Consider the following 15,035-nt stretch of genomic DNA (forward strand, 5'->3'; position numbering starts at 1 on the left):
GAAGACCCAGAATTTGAAACCTTCTACACCAAGAACATCTTGTTAAACGAAGGCATTCGGGCTTGGATGGCTCCGGCTGACCAACCCCATCAATTCTTTACCTTCCCCGAAGAGGTTCTTCCTCGCGGTAATGCTCTGTAAAATAAACCTGTTGTCATTATCCCTAGATAGGGGATAATGACTCACATCCCTTGATCAAATTACCTTTTTTTTGACCTAGATCGTAGAGAGTAGAACAAGAGGTTCGACTAGCGTGCAAACCACCTTTAATCCTTCAATGGTAATGGGCGGTCGTGACCAAGAATCCACCGGCTTTGCTTGGTGGGCTGGTAACGCCCGTTTAATTAACCTATCCGGTAAACTCCTGGGCGCTCATGTTGCCCACGCCGGTCTCATTGTCTTCTGGACTGGCGCAATGACCCTGTTTGAAGTGGCTCACTTCATCCCAGAAAAGCCCTTGTATGAACAAGGTGCTATCCTTCTTCCTCACCTGGCTACCCTCGGTTGGGGCGTTGGCCCTGGTGGCGAAATTGTAGACACCTTCCCCTACTTTGTAGTCGGTGTTCTACACCTGATCTCTTCTGCCGTCTTAGGACTAGGTGGAATTTATCACGCCGTTCGTGGCCCCGAAACCTTAGAAGAATACTCTTCTTTCTTCGGCTACGACTGGAGAGATAAAAACCAAATGACCAACATCATTGGCTACCACTTAATCCTCTTAGGAATAGGAGCCTTATTGTTGGTCTTCAAAGCCATGTTCTTCGGCGGTGTTTATGACAGTTGGGCCCCTGGTGGTGGCGCGGTACGGATCATTAGTAACCCCACCCTCAACCCAGCCGTGATCTTTGGCTATCTCGTCAATGCTCCTTTTGGCGGTGAAGGCTGGATCATCGGGGTTGGCAATATGGAAGATATCATCGGCGGTCATATCTGGATTGGCCTGATCTGTATCTCCGGTGGTATTTGGCATATTCTCACCAAGCCTTTTGGTTGGGCCCGTCGTGCTTTCATCTGGTCTGGTGAAGCTTACCTGTCTTACAGCCTAGCCGCTCTAGCTCTGATGGGCTTTATCGCTGCTGCCTATGTTTGGTTTAACAATACGGCCTATCCCAGCGAATTCTACGGCCCCACCAATGCTGAAGCATCTCAAGCTCAGTCCTTCGTCTTCTTAGCCCGTGACCAAAAGTTAGGAGCTAACATTGGTTCCGCCCAAGGCCCCACCGGTCTGGGTAAATACCTGATGCGCTCTCCCACTGGTGAAATCATCTTCGGTGGTGAAACCATGCGCTTCTGGGACTTCCAAGGCCCCTGGTTAGAGCCTCTGCGTGGCCCCAACGGTTTGGATCTCAACAAACTCAAAAATGATATCCAACCTTGGCAACTGCGTCGTGCGGCTGAGTATATGACTCATGCACCTAACGGTTCCATCAACTCTGTGGGTGGAATTATTACCGAGCCTAATGGGTTTAACTATGTTAATCCCCGTGCTTGGTTAGCTGGTTCTCACTTCATTTTTGCCTTCTTCCTCTTCGTCGGTCACCTGTGGCACGCGGGTCGCGCTCGTGCTGCTGCGGCTGGCTTTGAAAAAGGAATTGACCGCGAAAATGAGCCAGTTCTGTCTATGGGTGACCTGGATTAATCATCGGTTAACCTGAGAGACAAAAGCTGATTTTAGCTTTTGATTAAAGAAGAGAGAGAGCGCAATTATAGCCTCTCTCTCTTTTTATTTGACGGGAATGGTGTATTCCCTGGCTATTTGTTCAAATAGGGGATAATACTGGGCAAATTCTGAACTGGGCGATCGCCCCTCCCAAACATAATAGACTTGATGGCTATAAATTCTCAGGGTTAACCGACTGGTGGTCGTCTCTAGGGTCGGTGTTAACACGGCTTTGATTCCCTGGTTGGTGACGAAGTTCGGCCCATTCTCTAAACCCTGGGGTTCGACCTGAGACTGGGCAAACCCCTGGATCTGAATCTCTGGGCGATCGGGATGACTAAAAATTTGCCCGTCCTGATTTTCCGGTGGGGGTTGGGCTTGCCATTGGTGGGGATAGGGAAAGGTAAATCCATAGCGGGGATTTTGATAAATTTTCCAGTTGCTTGATGGAGGATGAGCAGAGCAAGCAGAGACTGAAATTAAGACACACAAAGGGATTAGCGCTTTTAACGCCTTCCTCCATAACTCCTGCTTTGTAAAGTAATGTAACAATATTGCCGTCATACAGTCTTTACGTCTTGACAGCTAATGGTAGAATCGATAAGGTAATAAGCATAGCCGGATAGGACGACTCCAGAGCTATATGCAAGACAAGCAAAAAGTTACGCTGTACATTCCCCCAGAACTCCATCGTCGGCTGAAAATACAAGCGGCGGTCGATTTAGAACCGATGTCAGCCATTGTAGAACGAGCAGTTTCATTCTACCTGGAACACCCAGAGGTTGTGGAAAATATAAACGATTCCCACGGGAAAACGTATCAAATCCATACCTGTCCAGAATGTAAAAGTTCAGTCGTTATCAATGATGGAGAACTGGTCGCTCTTAAGAATCAGCCCACTGTGCTGTCTGAAGAGGAACTGCCAGTTGAGAGGGTGTCAAACCTTGACCGCCCCTCGGAATCTGGCGAGGAAGAATTAGTTCCGTGCTAAACATCGTCGGATCGTATCCGATAGGAACGGCCGGACTAATCCGATTCTAAGCTAAACCTTTAACCTCAAAGTTATCGATTTAGTCCCCATCAGGTTAGTCTAGCCGCAACCGATATCCCCACTGTTGCAAGTAGGTCGATCGCTATGCGAGAGCAGCTTAGTATTCTGATTAAAGCTCAATATCCCCTAATCTACCTCTTAACTTCTGAGGAAGAGCGGGCAGAGCAATCCATAGCCAACCTTGCACAAGGCAAGTCTCCAAGACGACTCTATGTTTGGACAGTAACCAGGGGAATGGTTGAGTACGGAGAACCTCGCAGCGTAACCCAGCACAATACGTTGTCACCGGAAGCGGCGATCGAATGGGTGATTCGCCAACCTCCCAAAGAAGGTGCGATCTTTATCTTTAAGGACTTGCATTCCTTCTATACTCCAACGATCGTGCGGTGGTTACGCGATGCGATCGCCAATTTTAAGGGAACACAGAAGACAATTATACTGATGTCTCCTGTACAAGAAATTCCCATTGAACTTGAAAAAGAAGTCATTGTACTGGACTTTGCCCTACCCGATCTAGAGGCTCTCAATCAAGTTTTATCCGCCCAACTCGGTTCGAGTCGGATCAAAACCAATGTGCGAGAAAAACTCCTAAAAGCGGCTCTAGGCTTAACCCTAGACGAAGCCGAAAAGGTGTATCGCAAAGCCCAAGTGACAGCCGGTCGATTAACCGAAACTGAGGTAGAAATCGTTCTATCTGAGAAAAAACAGTTAATTCGCCGCAACGGTATCCTGGAATATATTGAAGAAGACGAAACCATTGATGCGATCGGTGGCTTAGAGGAACTGAAATCATGGCTCAAACAGCGCTCTAATGCCTTTACTGAGCGAGCCAGGCAATACGGCTTACCCCAACCGAAAGGAATGCTCATTCTAGGGGTTCCCGGTTGTGGAAAATCCTTAATTGCCAAAACCACCTCTCGCCTCTGGGGATTGCCCCTACTCCGATTGGACATGGGTCGAGTCTACGATGGTTCCATGGTCGGTCGTTCAGAAGCGAACCTCCGAAATGCCCTGAAAACGGCTGAATCCATTTCCCCTGCTATCTTGTTCATTGATGAACTCGACAAAGCCTTTGCGGGAGGAACCGGATCTGCGGACTCCGATGGGGGAACCTCTAGTCGGATCTTTGGATCGTTCCTCACCTGGATGCAGGAAAAAGACTCTCCAGTATTCGTGATGGCAACCGCTAACCGCGTCGAACGCTTACCGGGAGAATTCTTGCGTAAAGGTCGCTTTGACGAAATCTTCTTTGTCGATCTACCCAATGAACAAGAGCGTACAGATATTTTTACCATTCATCTAGAAAAACGTCGCCGAGATGTTTCCCGCTTCGATCTAGAGCAACTCTCGAAGATCTGCGATGGTTTTTCTGGAGCTGAAATTGAGCAGGCCATTATTGCAGCCATGTATGAAGCCTTTGCCCAGGATCGGGAGTTTACCCAACTGGACATCATTGCTGCGGTTAAAGCCACGTTGCCCCTGTCGAAGACGATGCAAGAACAGGTAACTGCCCTAAGAGATTGGGCAAGACGACGGGCAAGACCTGCTGCTGCTTCGGTTGCTGAGTATCAGCGACTGGAGTTCTAACAGACTTTCTCTCCTGCTCCCAACAGGAGGAAAGACTAGCGTATCCCTCGCTAGTTTATCCAAAGCCGGCGATCGCCATCAACGATCAAAGGCATAGTTTCAATCCATAAGTTGTCGTTTCTCTCAAACACCGTTTTCTTAGGAGGAAATCTCAAATGTCTCATTTTAGCACCCTGCGTACCAAAATCTCCGACGCTGAAATCCTCAAGTCTTCCTTGCGTGACCTGGGTATCTCCGTTAAGAGTGAAGCCAATGTGCGCGGATACAACGGCCAACAGGTTCGTGCTGACATCGTTGCTGTTCTCGAAGGCGAGTATGACCTCGGTTGGTCTCGCAATGCTGATGGTTCTTTCGACCTGATCGCTGACCTCTGGGGTGTTGCGAAGAAGCACAACCAAACCGAGTTGATCAACTCCATCAACCAGAAATATGCAGTCAACAAGACCCTGAGCGAAGTTAAGCGTCCTGGTCTGCAAAACGCGAACGTGAAATTGGTCGTACAAAAGTAATTTCTCTAGCGCGTTTCCAAGTTAACGGGTTAACCTAATGCTGGTTACCCCGTTTTTTTATGTCGAGAGAGCTATGGATCGGATTGCATCTGAGTTTAATCCCAAAATCACTCAGGTATTACAAGAGTGTGGTCAACAAATTGAGTTGCTCAGTCAATCGTTTGAGGTGGCTCAAAAAGGCCCAGGAGATTATGTTACCAATGTCGATCGCTATTTAGACCGGAAGCTGGCTCAGGCTTTTAGGGGTATGTTTCCCCAAGATGGGATTATTACCGAGGAAAACGAAGCATCAAGACGCTTATTCCATCAAGGATATGAACAATTATGGTGTATTGACCCTTTAGATGGTACAGAAAGCTTAGTCAATGGTCGCCAAGATTATTCGGTGATGGTGGGACTGTTGCGAGATTATCAACCGATCGCCGGTTGGATTTATGCTCCGGCACGGGCCAGATTATATTATGGGGGTTACGATTGGGGATTGTTTGAAATTCGCTCTCAAGAACTGCCCAAGGCCATGATTCCCCAAAGGCCTTCCTCTCCCTCTGCCTCATTCTGTCCGGTGCAAATTGGTTTTCAAGACCGCAAAACCTATGGCCGAGCTATAACTCAGTTTATTCCCCACATTCAGTTTAATTCTTTAGGCAGCTTTGGCTTGAAGGTGTTAGAAGTCATTTTTGGCCGGGTGGGCTTGTATTTTTACTTTAATCGCCGTGTCAAACTCTGGGATACTGTTGGCCCCATTGCCTTAGCTCAGAAAGCCGGATTAGTTTGTTGCGATCTTGAGGGCCAACCCCTAGAGTTTACCCCCAATGCCATCGATCCGGATAGCCTAGCCCACGAGCAAATGATTGTGATTGGTTGGCCCGATTATGTTGAAGCTCTTCTACCCGGATTGCAAAAAGCTGTGTCTTCCATTGAAGATTATAGCTAGTGAGGTTAACGGAAATAGACGACTCTGGCATTGGTAAATCCTCGCGATCGCAATAAAGCCGACTCACTCTCGGCACGAGCGCGATTAAGATAGGTGTTCACATAAATATACCGACCTCGGCGATTGCGGTAGAGTTGTGCCCCAGAGTTAAATTGCTGAACTCTAGTCACCAGAGTATTATCGCCTGTGGGAATAATCACCACATATCCTTTGGGCGTAAACCTGGGGATGGCCATATTGTTTCCCGATCCACCGCCAAGTAAAGCTCGTATGGTTTCGGCATCAGCGATACCGTTAGCAAATAAACCCCTAGAGAGCTGAAATTGCTCCACAGCATCTCTGGTCTGGGGGCCATAATATCCATCAATGGGGCCTGGATTGAAACCGTTATTGATTAATAGTCTTTGGAGTTCTACAACATCATTTCCCTGATCGCCTGGTGCTAATTGACGGTTAATTATCCCAAAGGGTTGAACCGATGGATTGAAGGGTTGAACCGATGGATTGTATACATTGGAGCCGAAATAAGAAGGCGTGTTGAAATTCGGTGGAGGGGGAGGGGGAAGGAAGGATGAGACGGGTACGGTTGGGATTCTCGGAGTCCCTCCCAAACGTTGACTAATAGCCCACGTAGTATCCTGGCCAACGACACCATCTACCTGAAGGCCAGCTTGTCTTTGTAAATTCCTGACTGCTTGATCGGTTGCCCAATCAAAGTTACCATCTATTGGGCCTTGATAGTATCCCAACTGCTGTAGCTGCCACTGAAGTTCTCTCACCTCCGGGCCAACACTTCCCCTTTGTAATAAGGCGAGAGCAACTTGGGCTAAAGTCAGAATCGTCAGAGCAGTGGCTACAGAGAGTAATCGCAGGATAAAGCGACTAGAGATGGGTTTAGAGAGCCACTGTTGCCAGAATTGTTTCAGCCATTTGTCCAAGATCAATTCAGGGCTGGTGGGGTCTTGATAGGCTAGGGCTAGATGGAGATAGGCTAGAGAGTCCATAGGGAGTGGGGTATCTTAATCCAGATGTCTATGTTGCCCTTATTTTAGGCGATTTTTTCGAGTAACATGACTCAAAATGACTCACTATGGATTTCTTTTGCTCAAGGATTGGTTGCTCAGGCAGCGAATTGGTGCGTTACGCTTCGCTAACACACCCTACTGCCGTGACACAGCTAAAAATGTGCATTAGCGTAGGGTGGGTTAGGCGGCTAAAACCTAGACTCTGACAGCAATCTATCAATCCGCCGTAACCCACCATTTTAGGGTTGTCACGGCACTACCGATAGGGACACTCAGCGAATATCTTCGGGGCTAATGCCATAGCTCTGTTGCGCTCTGGATATGGCTTCCTGAGTTTGGGGGCCTAAAATGCCATCTAAGGGGCCATCATAGAATCCTCTGGCTTTTAAGCGGCGCTGTAATTCTAGGACATGGGGATCTGACCTGGAACTGAGGGACTCACCCAGGGGTGAACCTCCTTCGAGTCTGGCTTGGGTGTGACGGCCATAAATGCCATCTGGGGTTAAGCCTGCCGAGCGCTGATAGGAGCGAACTGCTTCCTCGGTTAAGGAGCCATATAATCCGGTAATGGGGCCGTTAAAGAAGCCTTTCGCCATGAGGTTTTCCTGTAGAGCCATGACTTGAGGGCCGCGATCGCCGCGCTGGAGTAGGGGAAAATTGTCTAAAGTCGGTCTCCGAGTGCCTGCTGAACGTAATCGACTCCAAGTTTGGGCCCCCACAATGCCATCAGGGATTAAGCCTTGATCTTGTTGAAAGCGGATTACCGCGTCTCTAGTGAGTTCCCGAAATCGCCCGGTTGGTTGTAAATTAAAGTACCCTAAATTTTGCAACTGTTGCTGCAATTCCCGCACTTGCGGCCCATCATCTCCCATTTCCATAGCTCGGACACAGAGGGCAAACGAGCCTAGAATCAGGGTTATTGTTAGCAGACTTTGAATTAAGCGGGAACCGGAAGAGACGAATTTCCCCAAGGACAATATCAGGGTAAACATGGGTTCAATTTGTTTCAATTAGCAAACCATCCTAGGGTAGGCAGGAGGATAAGCGACATGATTAAATTTCTACAAGCATACCCTGCCCACCTGGCCCGATACTTTCATGAGTTTCCGGACTTGATATGAAATAGAAATAGTATCAGTTTAAGTCAATGCCCGATCGATTAACCAAGCAGAGATGCCCGCAAATAGGGTAATAGCTAGACCCACGAGGGGATGTTGCCCTTGGCTAACGGCAAAAGAGGTAACAATACCTGCACCGATACTGCCCGTCACGATCGCTTCGAGCCAATCGGAATCAGAATGCTTATTATACATAGAGGATCATTTCTGGGTGAGCGCTGATGCTTTTTGTCTTCTCAGGGTATCACCCAAATTTCTCCAGAGTGTGCGATCGCCCTTAAATTGCAATCAACCTTGAGGTTTAGAGATATTTCTTAACATTAAGCGGTGAGCCAATCGTTTAGTCTTCCACCTTCTCCACATTTCCCCCTTTCACCCAGGCATCCTGAGAGCCAATGCGGACTTTATCCCAGATCTTGTCTTCACTTTCTCCAATCACGTACAAGGTTTCGTTATAACCGACTCCACCAATAGACGTAGACTCATAACTGGGGGCATTGCGCAAGATCAGACCATCTGGCCAAGTGACTCTCGCTTTATACGCTCCTTCTGGCAGTTCCGGTTCTTTGGGCTTTTGGATTTCAGCCGCAGTAGAAAGGGAGGCAGAAGCAGGTTTAGCCTCTTCTGCCTCTGGAAATTCGGGTTTGGGAGGGTCAATGGTCATTTTGGCCATAAAATAACGGGCGGTGGCTAATCCACCCACTAACATCAGGGAGATCGCCAATGTCACCCCAAAGATCGCTTGAAAGAATCCAGAAACAAATCTACCAACCATAAGGATAAATCTTGAAAAAGAATAAGAACTACAAGGGAGACTTTAAACCACTCGAACGAGACGCGAGTCGAGCTTTACCTGATGCTGCCCAAGATTGTAACAGTTCAATTTGTTCTTGGGCGGTGCGAGCTAAGGGCACAATTTGACTGGCTGCCTCTAGGATATCATCAGTGGTAAAATCCCGGTTTTGACTAAAGCCAATATGCATGGCTTCGACGATCATTTGTTCAATTTCTGCGCCGGAAAAATCGGGAGTTTCATAAGCGAGGCGTTTTAAGTCATAATTTCTCAGACTTTGGGGACGCAACCGGGAGAGATGAACCTCAAAAATGGCTTGTCGTTCTTCTTGGGTGGGCAAACCAACAAAGAAGATTTCATCAAATCGCCCTTTGCGTAAGAGTTCGGGCGGTAAACTTTGGATATTGTTAGCCGTGGCGACGACAAAAACCGGTGAGGTTTTTTCTGCTAACCAGGTGACAAAGGTTCCAAATACCCGGTTGGTTGTGCCAGCATCGCCCCGCGATCCCATGCCGCTAAAGGCTTTGTCAATTTCGTCGATCCACAATATACAAGGAGCCAGGGCTTCCGCGAGTTGAATCATTTGCCGAGTTCTCGATTCCGATTCTCCCACGAGTCCGGCAAACAGTCGCCCCACATCCAGACGCAGGAGGGGAAGATGCCAATGGTGGGCGATCGCCTTTGCCGTGAGCGATTTTCCCGTTCCTTGAATGCCCACCAGCAGCAAGCCACGGGGATGGGGCAGTCCATAGGCTCTAGCTTGATCGGAAAAGCCTCCCCCACGACGCAAGAGCCAATCTTTGAGGTTTTCTAAGCCGCCAATATCGGAAATTTGTTCTTGAGCGGGATAAAAGTCTAGGATTTGGGTTTGGCGAATGGTTTGCCGTTTTTCTTCTAAAATCAGTTCTACATCTTCCGGGCGCAATTCCCCATGGGTGGCGATCGCCTTTCCCAATACCCGGCGAATGCGCTCTAGGGACAAACCTTGACAGCACCGGACAATTTCGTCGAGTACTTCGCGATCGATGACTTGTCCTAACCCGGTTAATAAGCGGGTGACTTCTTCGCGAATGTCTCCACTCTGGGGTAAGGGAAACTCTAAAACCGTAATCACTTCCGTTAAGTCCGTGGGAATGCTAATTTCCGGAGCCAGAATCACCAGGTTTTTAGCCTCCGATTTTAGGCTCCGGGCTAGGTTTCGCAGTTTCCGCGATATGGAAATATCGTCTAAAAAGCGCTGAAAATCTCGGAGGACAAAGATCCCGGCGGCAGTTGGGGGGACTTTATTGACGAATTCTAGGGCTTGGAGGGGATTGCGACGACCAAAACCATTATCATTGGGATTGCCCTGATAACCTTCGACGAAATCCCAGGTATAGACTCCCCGACTGCCCAGATCTTTGGCCGATTCGGCGATCGCCTTTTCCACCCGTTCTTCTTCAGCCGTGGGAATGTAGACGATCGGATAGCGCGATCGTAGCAGTAGTTCAAATTCTTCCTTAAAACTCATGGACTAAAAGTTGGCAGGTCTGGAGACTCAGTTTAAACATCGTAAATTTATAGTATAGACTCTCCCTACCCCTTGTTAATTGATATCATGACTCAACGCACTCCCCAAAACCTGAACATTAGACCCCTTGCGCCCTATGAAGACCGATTATTAAACGCTTTAGCCTTTTTCCGTACCCAACGCCAACCCGAAAACCAGGCCCATCATTGCCTGAGTATGTATTTGCGCCAGTCAGAAGCGAGAATTATGGGCGAAGTCGGATTTTACGCCCGGTTAGTGGGGATGGAACCCTGGCAGTTTTTGGAATTACTCTATCAAGATGGCGATCGCGCCGAAGCCTTAATTCAAGAAGCCACTGGTTCTGGAGTAAAAGATACATTTGAGTAATGGGTAATGGGTAATGGGTAATGGGTAATAGGACATCAATCTTCCCTATCCACCGCATCACCGTGTCCCCCATTCCCCGACTCCCCCACTCCCCTACAAAGTGCTGTGTGCTATCCTCAAAACACGAATGCAAACACGATTCAGTATTCAGGTAGAAAACGATGGTACAAGAACTGCTTTCTCAATCGCAAGTTGCCGCTCGACTCTACCCAGACAGTGATGGCAAGCCGATGGCGGATAATACGATTCAATTTCGCTTAATTACAACTATTGTTGGAGGATTGTCCGCTCTGTTTCAAGAGCGAGAAGATGTGTTTGTGGCGGGTGATTTGTTGTGGTATCCCAGAGAAGCAGGAAGGTTAACGGTAGCTGAAGAAAGTTTGAATTTTAGGCAAGCACCAGATGTGATGGTGGTTTTTGGAGTGGAGAAAAAAGATAGAGGCTCCTATAAACAATGGGAAGAAGGCAATATAGTGCCTCAAGTGGTGTTTGAGATTCTTTCACCCAGTAATAGTAAAGGAGAAATGGAGGATAAGTTTGAGTTCTACGATTACTATGGTGTGGAAGAATATTATGTCTACAATCCGAAAAAGAATCAACTGCAAGGATGGTTGAGAAGTGGGGGAAGACTAACAGAAATTACGCAAATGGAGGGTTGGAGAAGTCCGTTATTGCAGGTGAGTTTTAGTACCAGTTCGCAGGATTTGCAGTTATTTACGCCGAGTGGGGAAGCGTTCGGAACGTATGAGGATGTGGTGCAAGAGCGCGATCGCCAGCGTCAGGAAAAAGAACTAGAGCGCGACAGAGCTAACAGTGCCGAATTAGAGCGCGATCGCCAGCGTCAGGAAAAAGAACTAGAGCGCGACAGAGCTAACAGCGCTGAGTCGGATTTACAACAGCTACGGGAGAAACTGCGACAGTTAAATATCGATCCTGATTCTTTGTAGTTTCACTCTGGGCGATCGATTAAAAATTAAAAATTATTACCGTAGTGGACTCTTTCACCTAATTTGGTGCATTAATGGCGGTTTTTTAAGGATCTCTAGAATAGCTCACTCGCTAGATTGAGTCTGTTGTTCATTCCCCCATTCCCCCACAGAGGGCGCAAAGCGCTGTATAGCTTGGCTCAGGGAGCGCCCCCTATCCCTGACTCGCAGCTATCTTAATTACTTGTAACAACGTAGAAACCGCCAAATCAGAATCAGGAGAAACCAAACAAGGAAATACCAACAATCCGGGAATTTGATTGGCCATTTGAGTCGTTTCCTGACTGAGGGTGATCAGGGGTAAATAACATAAAGATTCCGATTGACGCAAAGCGTTTAAATGACCTTGAATATCCTCTAACCCGGCATCATTGAAGACTAAAACATGGGGTTTCCAGACTCTGGCTAAGATTTCTGCCTGATCTAAATCTTCCGCTTCCAGGAGGCGACAATCTTGACCTTTCAAGGTGTGGCATCCCCGTACCCATTCTTGATAGGTTCCTTTTTGAGGTGTACCCGGAGAGAAACATAAAAGGGTTAATTTTTGCGGCACAGAGGACTCGATTTCCGTTTCTGAGGGTTGATGGAGCAGTTGTGAGGGTAAGAGTAGGGTAAATTCTGTGCCTTCTTTTTCCGTGACAGTACACATGAGATCGCCCCCATGGAGTTGGGCGAGTTGACTGACAATGACTAATCCTAATTCCCAAGTGGGGGAGGAAGGGAAGGCGTTCGGGTGACTGGATGTGGAGAACCAAGGAGTAAGGTTAATGGGGGTGGTTAAATGGGGGTTGGTTAACCGGAAGCTAATCCAAAATCCTCCTTGAGATTGGAGTTCAAGTTGGAGGGGGGTAGAGCGATAATTCTGGGCATCACTGAGGCGATCGCCGATCGCCCAAAGGTTATAGGATAAGAGTCGATGGATCATTTGCCCTAGCCAAAATTCATCGGCCATCACCTCTTTAATCTGTGGATCTGGGGTAAAATTGAGGCGGGGAGGTTGGGGTAAATCTTGTACCAGCTCTTCAAAGGTGGAGAGGATGCGATCGCCTAACTGAGAAGATTTTACCGGTAATTTCTTTAACGTAACTTCTCCGAGTTCAAGCTGCGTCCAAGTGACCATATCATCAATCATCATCCTCAGTTGTTTTCCCCCTTGATGAATCAACGTTAAATACTGTTTTTGCCGAAGATTGGCCGGGGACTGATGGGGGTGGAGCAATAGCTTGGATAGGCTTAAAATTCTCGTAATCGGGGTTTTGAGAGCATGGCTGATGTAGGCTAGGATCTGGTCTTTTTTTTGATTTTCCTTTACCAGTTGAGTCACGCGGGTTAAGAGTCCCTGAAGTTGCCAGTCTGCTGTAGAGTCTTCAGAACTCTTGGATTGGGTCATCGAGTCTATCCCCTCAGAAGTGAATCTAGACTGGGGTGAGGCCATCCAATCGAGAGTAGCGTTTCTCCTGTGTGGATGTTCTAAAAGGGTGGGCCTGGCTTGTGGTTCCTGCGATCCCGGCCCATAAGGGGCCCTTTGCTCTAAAAAATACTGAAGCAACCGTTGATTATCCAGTAATCCTACAAATTCCTGTTTCTGGTTAATGAGGGCATAATGACGGATAATCCCTGGGTTACACTCTTTGAGTTGCTCCTGAAGTTCGTCCATCTCTAGATCGCTGGAAAAACAGGCGATCGGTTCGAGAATGGGTTCTCCAATTTGGTATAATTGGGGGTTTATCTTGAGTAAAGAGGAAGCCTGAACCCCTTGCGATCCGGGTTTTAGCCAATAGGGTAACCACCGGGAAAACTGAATACAGGCGATCGGAAATTGGGCCGGATCGATAACCACCAAAAGCGCTTGGTCAGTTAAACTCCATTCCATTAAGGCATTTTCGAGTAGAGTGGTTTGTACACAGACAACAACTGGAGCAGTAAAAGCTTGGAGCAAAGGAGAATTCATAAGTTTCAGTAACCACAATGTTAGCAACATCTGGTGGCTTCAGTCTTAGAGTCGTACAAGCTAATCGGAAAAACTCGTCAAAACATGACAAGTTATTTACAATTAAGGGTACAATGTTTACATTTATATAAAGACTTGTAACAAAAACCCATTTCCTGGATTATTGAAGCAAAACTTTTTTATATCGGCTTGGCTGATACCTGTAGTTTCTTTTAACACCTTGGCGTGCCCTCTCAACTGTCTATCTGTACTTTTATCCGATCGGAGTCTCTAGGTGATGCAATGGATCGATACCTAGATGACACTCGCCATGCCCACACTCGCCTAGGTTCTGAAGGTGAGTTGATAGAATATTTGGATCGGCACAGACAGCAAATTGACTGTTTGGCGATCGAACAGATCCCTGAGATCCTGGAACTCTTAGGTAAATTACGGGAACAAAAAATCTATTTACCCATGGTTACAATCCGGGAATCTGTTGAAAACTCCAAAATCCTTCCTATTGACTTAAAGACTCCAGAAGAAAGAGGCAGTATAGACGTTCCCGATTTAACAGGGATGAGGCGATTATACCATGATGCCATATTGGAAGTCACAGCCGATGAGCTTCAACAAGTTGCATCCGTCATCGATCGGGCGATCGAGCAATTTCTGGAATTATCAACTACCCCAAAATCGACCAGCACACAACAGGGCAATGCGATCGAGGCGATCGACACCCAACACTCCCTCAAGCGTCAACAACGACGTTTAGGGGAAAAACTCAAAGAACGACTAGGATATCTCGGCGTGTATTACAAACGAGACCCCAAAAACTTTTTCCGTCGTTTGTCTCATGAGAAACAACAAGAGTTACTCGATTGCTTAAAAAAAGACTATGAGGATATAATACTAACCTACTTCTCCGACGATGAAGGAGTCAACTCCAAAATCGACGACTTTGTAAACATTGCTTTTTTTGCTGATATTTCTGTGTCTCAAATCGTTGAAATTCACATGGAACTCATGGAAGAATATTCCAAGCAGTTACAGCTAGAAGGACGAAGTGAAGAGATTTTACTTGACTATCGTTTAACCCTAATCGATACCATTGCCCATTTATGTGAAATGTATCGCCGTTCAATTCCTCGCCAACCCTAAATCTTGTTAATTCATAGTCCTGAATGACCACGTTCCTTTAGAACCCTTTGACACAGAACCACCATGAGTCCCCTGAAAAAAACCTACATCCTCAAACTCTATGTTGCCGGAAACACCCCCAACTCCGTGCGGGCGTTAAAAACTCTCAATGACATTCTAGAACAAGAGTTTCAAGGAGTTTACGCCCTTAAAGTGATTGATGTCCTCAAAAATCCCCAACTGGCTGAAGAAGACAAAATTTTGGCTACTCCTACCCTGGCTAAAATTCTCCCCCCTCCCGTCCGTAAAATTATTGGAGATCTTTCCGATCGCGAAAAAGTGCTGATTGGACTCGATTTATTATATGATGAACTGCGCGATGATGAAAGTATGATGTAAAACAGT

16 protein-coding genes and 1 pseudogene are annotated in these 15,035 nt (G+C 47.2%); 10 read left to right on the plus strand and 7 right to left on the minus strand.

Features of this window, described 5'->3' with window-relative positions:
* Positions 1 to 141, plus strand: a pseudogene (locus PJF56_RS22000) (photosystem II D2 protein (photosystem q(a) protein)); the annotation flags it as partial.
* Between the two features lie 136 nt (positions 142 to 277).
* Positions 278 to 1,639: a photosystem II reaction center protein CP43 gene (psbC, locus tag PJF56_RS02540; protein WP_347179422.1), complete on the plus strand. Its 1,362-nt coding sequence runs from the start codon at positions 278 to 280 to the stop codon at positions 1,637 to 1,639.
* Between the two features lie 84 nt (positions 1,640 to 1,723).
* Here the strand turns inward: psbC and PJF56_RS02545 are convergent, their stop codons facing one another.
* Entirely contained in the window at positions 1,724 to 2,152 is a 429-nt protein-coding gene (locus PJF56_RS02545; RefSeq protein WP_283761069.1) for a hypothetical protein, read from the minus strand.
* Between the two features lie 151 nt (positions 2,153 to 2,303).
* Between PJF56_RS02545 and PJF56_RS02550 the strand changes: the two genes are divergently transcribed.
* The 4 genes from PJF56_RS02550 (at position 2,304) to PJF56_RS02565 (ending at position 5,741) form a co-directional block, all read left to right on the plus strand.
* A complete protein-coding gene (locus PJF56_RS02550; protein WP_283761070.1) occupies positions 2,304 to 2,651 on the plus strand; it encodes a slr0373 family blue light stress response protein in 348 nt (115 codons plus the stop codon).
* 144 nt (positions 2,652 to 2,795) lie between these two features.
* Positions 2,796 to 4,298: a stress-responsive protein Ycf46 gene (gene ycf46, locus PJF56_RS02555; protein ID WP_283761071.1), complete on the plus strand. Its 1,503-nt coding sequence runs from the start codon at positions 2,796 to 2,798 to the stop codon at positions 4,296 to 4,298.
* Positions 4,299 to 4,453: 155 nt separating this feature from the next.
* Positions 4,454 to 4,807 (plus strand): DUF1257 domain-containing protein, encoded by a 354-nt coding sequence (locus tag PJF56_RS02560; protein WP_283761072.1) that lies wholly within the window; start codon positions 4,454 to 4,456, stop codon positions 4,805 to 4,807.
* Positions 4,808 to 4,880: 73 nt separating this feature from the next.
* Complete coding sequence (locus PJF56_RS02565; protein WP_283761073.1) at positions 4,881 to 5,741, plus strand: 3'(2'),5'-bisphosphate nucleotidase CysQ family protein; 861 nt, start codon at positions 4,881 to 4,883, stop codon at positions 5,739 to 5,741.
* Between the two features lie 5 nt (positions 5,742 to 5,746).
* Here PJF56_RS02565 and PJF56_RS02570 read toward each other — a convergent pair whose 3' ends face one another.
* From PJF56_RS02570 to PJF56_RS02590, 5 genes are all read right to left on the minus strand, one after another.
* Complete coding sequence (locus PJF56_RS02570; RefSeq protein WP_283761074.1) at positions 5,747 to 6,745, minus strand: peptidoglycan-binding domain-containing protein; 999 nt, start codon at positions 6,743 to 6,745, stop codon at positions 5,747 to 5,749.
* Positions 6,746 to 7,038: 293 nt separating this feature from the next.
* Positions 7,039 to 7,758 carry a peptidoglycan-binding domain-containing protein gene (locus tag PJF56_RS02575; protein WP_283761075.1) on the minus strand — a complete coding sequence of 240 codons (720 nt, stop codon included), beginning with the start codon at positions 7,756 to 7,758 and terminating at the stop codon, positions 7,039 to 7,041.
* A gap of 147 nt (positions 7,759 to 7,905) precedes the next feature.
* Positions 7,906 to 8,079, minus strand: a complete 174-nt coding sequence (locus tag PJF56_RS02580) for a hypothetical protein (RefSeq protein ID WP_283761076.1) — start codon at positions 8,077 to 8,079, stop codon at positions 7,906 to 7,908.
* Between the two features lie 145 nt (positions 8,080 to 8,224).
* Entirely contained in the window at positions 8,225 to 8,659 is a 435-nt protein-coding gene (locus PJF56_RS02585) for an SH3 domain-containing protein (RefSeq protein ID WP_283761077.1), read from the minus strand.
* Positions 8,660 to 8,687: 28 nt separating this feature from the next.
* A complete protein-coding gene (locus tag PJF56_RS02590) occupies positions 8,688 to 10,187 on the minus strand; it encodes an AAA family ATPase (protein WP_283761078.1) in 1,500 nt (499 codons plus the stop codon).
* Between the two features lie 87 nt (positions 10,188 to 10,274).
* Between PJF56_RS02590 and PJF56_RS02595 the strand changes: the two genes are divergently transcribed.
* Together PJF56_RS02595 and PJF56_RS02600 are read left to right on the plus strand one after the other, a co-directional pair.
* Positions 10,275 to 10,574 carry a hypothetical protein gene (locus PJF56_RS02595; RefSeq protein ID WP_283761079.1) on the plus strand — a complete coding sequence of 100 codons (300 nt, stop codon included), beginning with the start codon at positions 10,275 to 10,277 and terminating at the stop codon, positions 10,572 to 10,574.
* A 161-nt stretch (positions 10,575 to 10,735) separates the two neighbouring features.
* Positions 10,736 to 11,521, plus strand: coding sequence for a Uma2 family endonuclease (locus tag PJF56_RS02600; protein WP_283761080.1), 786 nt, complete (start codon positions 10,736 to 10,738; stop codon positions 11,519 to 11,521).
* A gap of 193 nt (positions 11,522 to 11,714) precedes the next feature.
* On the opposite strand, the gene PJF56_RS02605 is transcribed toward PJF56_RS02600, so the two are convergent.
* Positions 11,715 to 13,511 carry a sensor histidine kinase gene (locus PJF56_RS02605; RefSeq protein ID WP_283761081.1) on the minus strand — a complete coding sequence of 599 codons (1,797 nt, stop codon included), beginning with the start codon at positions 13,509 to 13,511 and terminating at the stop codon, positions 11,715 to 11,717.
* 225 nt (positions 13,512 to 13,736) lie between these two features.
* On the opposite strand from PJF56_RS02605, the gene PJF56_RS02610 reads away from it, so the two are divergent.
* Positions 13,737 to 14,651 (plus strand): circadian clock protein KaiA, encoded by a 915-nt coding sequence (locus tag PJF56_RS02610; RefSeq protein WP_347179421.1) that lies wholly within the window; start codon positions 13,737 to 13,739, stop codon positions 14,649 to 14,651.
* Between the two features lie 63 nt (positions 14,652 to 14,714).
* Positions 14,715 to 15,029, plus strand: coding sequence for a circadian clock protein KaiB (kaiB, locus tag PJF56_RS02615; protein ID WP_283761083.1), 315 nt, complete (start codon positions 14,715 to 14,717; stop codon positions 15,027 to 15,029).
* Positions 15,030 to 15,035 lie beyond the last annotated feature (6 nt).

The sequence above is a fragment of the Roseofilum halophilum BLCC-M91 genome, assembly GCF_030068445.1.
Classification (GTDB): domain Bacteria; phylum Cyanobacteriota; class Cyanobacteriia; order Cyanobacteriales; family Desertifilaceae; genus Roseofilum; species Roseofilum halophilum.

Coding starts and splice junctions, on each gene's coding strand:
- psbC (WP_347179422.1), top strand. CDS start 278: ATGGTAATGGGCGGTCGTGACCAAGAATCCACCGGCTTTGCTTGGTGG.
- PJF56_RS02550 (WP_283761070.1), top strand. CDS start 2,304: ATGCAAGACAAGCAAAAAGTTACGCTGTACATTCCCCCAGAACTCCAT.
- ycf46 (WP_283761071.1), top strand. CDS start 2,796: ATGCGAGAGCAGCTTAGTATTCTGATTAAAGCTCAATATCCCCTAATC.
- PJF56_RS02560 (WP_283761072.1), top strand. CDS start 4,454: ATGTCTCATTTTAGCACCCTGCGTACCAAAATCTCCGACGCTGAAATC.
- PJF56_RS02565 (WP_283761073.1), top strand. CDS start 4,881: ATGGATCGGATTGCATCTGAGTTTAATCCCAAAATCACTCAGGTATTA.
- PJF56_RS02570 (WP_283761074.1), bottom strand. CDS start 6,745: ATGGACTCTCTAGCCTATCTCCATCTAGCCCTAGCCTATCAAGACCCC.
- PJF56_RS02575 (WP_283761075.1), bottom strand. CDS start 7,758: ATGTTTACCCTGATATTGTCCTTGGGGAAATTCGTCTCTTCCGGTTCC.
- PJF56_RS02580 (WP_283761076.1), bottom strand. CDS start 8,079: ATGTATAATAAGCATTCTGATTCCGATTGGCTCGAAGCGATCGTGACG.
- PJF56_RS02585 (WP_283761077.1), bottom strand. CDS start 8,659: ATGGTTGGTAGATTTGTTTCTGGATTCTTTCAAGCGATCTTTGGGGTG.
- PJF56_RS02590 (WP_283761078.1), bottom strand. CDS start 10,187: ATGAGTTTTAAGGAAGAATTTGAACTACTGCTACGATCGCGCTATCCG.
- PJF56_RS02595 (WP_283761079.1), top strand. CDS start 10,275: ATGACTCAACGCACTCCCCAAAACCTGAACATTAGACCCCTTGCGCCC.
- PJF56_RS02600 (WP_283761080.1), top strand. CDS start 10,736: ATGGTACAAGAACTGCTTTCTCAATCGCAAGTTGCCGCTCGACTCTAC.
- PJF56_RS02605 (WP_283761081.1), bottom strand. CDS start 13,511: ATGAATTCTCCTTTGCTCCAAGCTTTTACTGCTCCAGTTGTTGTCTGT.
- kaiB (WP_283761083.1), top strand. CDS start 14,715: ATGAGTCCCCTGAAAAAAACCTACATCCTCAAACTCTATGTTGCCGGA.